1 protein-coding gene is annotated in these 1,339 nt (G+C 64.6%); it reads right to left on the reverse strand.

Features of this window, described 5'->3' with window-relative positions; all coding sequences use genetic code 11:
- Positions 1-360: 360 nt before the first annotated feature.
- Positions 361-852, reverse strand: coding sequence for a hypothetical protein (locus QOL62_RS19790; RefSeq protein ID WP_020818469.1), 492 nt, complete (start codon positions 850-852; stop codon positions 361-363).
- Positions 853-1,339 lie beyond the last annotated feature (487 nt).

Below are 1,339 nucleotides of genomic sequence, written 5' to 3' on the forward strand. Positions count from 1 at the left end.
CTCCTGTCGGTCTTGAATGACAGGAGCGGCGCGTCGGGCGGCCGAGGCCGGGTCAAGGATCGCGAAGCGACCGCGTGAGCGGCGGTGGGGGTCACGATTTTCTTCGGCGGCCGCCAACGCCGAAGGAGAAGCGCCGCGCTCGATCCGCCGAAGAAAATGGTGGGGCCCCACCGTCCTTGAGGCGGTCTCGGCCGTCCGACATAATGGGAAGTCTGTGAGAGATGTTTCCCCTCGTCGGGACGCTGCGGCAAGGCGTAGCGGCGTGCGGACCGACGGGTCCGCGCGGCACGCGAGCGAGCCGGAACGAGTTCGGCGATGGATGAGAAGAAGGGGCCGAGCGGATACCCGGCCCCGATGTCGTCAGGGATGCCGGCCGCAATGGCAAAAATGCTCATCGATGCCGCTGATCGAGCATAGGCCTGGACCGAAGCCGGCCGCCATGACCTCGGTATCGGCGATATAGCCAAGCTCGCTGGCGATCGTGATTGCCTGGGGCCGGAGCACCGGATCGAGCTTGTCGATGGCAGGCCCGAGCGCTTCTGTGAACCAGCGTTCGTACATTTGGTAGCTTCCTCCGGCGGTCTGGCGCATCATGGCTTTCGAAACGCGGCCCGCCTCGTCCCGAAACTGGGCCAGACTATCTGATTGGGCGGCTGCCGACAGCGGGTCATCTTGCGGAATGTGCGGCTGTGGTGGGCGGTGTTCGGCCGCGACCTGGTATGCCCTGCAGCAGTTCGAACAGCGGGCGCATTCATCGACCTCGTCATATTGCTCAGGATCGTAGAGCGTCGCGCAGTACGGGCAGATCGGAGCGTTGAACAGCGCCCGGAGATCGTCGGAAAGGTTGTCCATAAGAGCCTCCATCAGAATGATGCCGTGCTCCCCATCTCTCATCGATGAGGATGGGCTCAGCGGGACGCGGTGTTGAGGCGGTCAGGGACGGCATGGCCGCCGCGAAGCGGGCAGCGGGGGAACCGATTTTGTTGCCGGGTAGCGCAGCGGAGCGGCGGCAAAATCGGGGGGACCGCTGATCCTTGACGGCCGAGGAACACCCAGCGTCATGCTATGGCGATGAAGCCCCGTCTGATGCCGAGATGTGCGAACGCGTGCTTGCCTCCTGCCCGGCAAGTCGAGCGGGTAACCCGGCAGTAAATCCCCGGCGCTACTCCGGCGAACGGGGTGCCGCTTGGTTGGTCCTCGTCGCTGTGCTAGGCGCTTCGGCGTGCTGCAAAAACGGCAGCGCCGGGGCTTAAGAACCCTGTCGAGAACGGCACACGGTGTGATTTCACGCCGGGGTGCCTGCGCACATGTCCAGGAGCCTAGGCTCTAAAAGCGTAGG

The organism is Novosphingobium panipatense, from assembly GCF_900182875.1.
Lineage (GTDB): Bacteria > Pseudomonadota > Alphaproteobacteria > Sphingomonadales > Sphingomonadaceae > Novosphingobium > Novosphingobium panipatense.

Coding starts and splice junctions, on each gene's coding strand:
- QOL62_RS19790 (WP_020818469.1), bottom strand. CDS start 852: ATGGACAACCTTTCCGACGATCTCCGGGCGCTGTTCAACGCTCCGATC.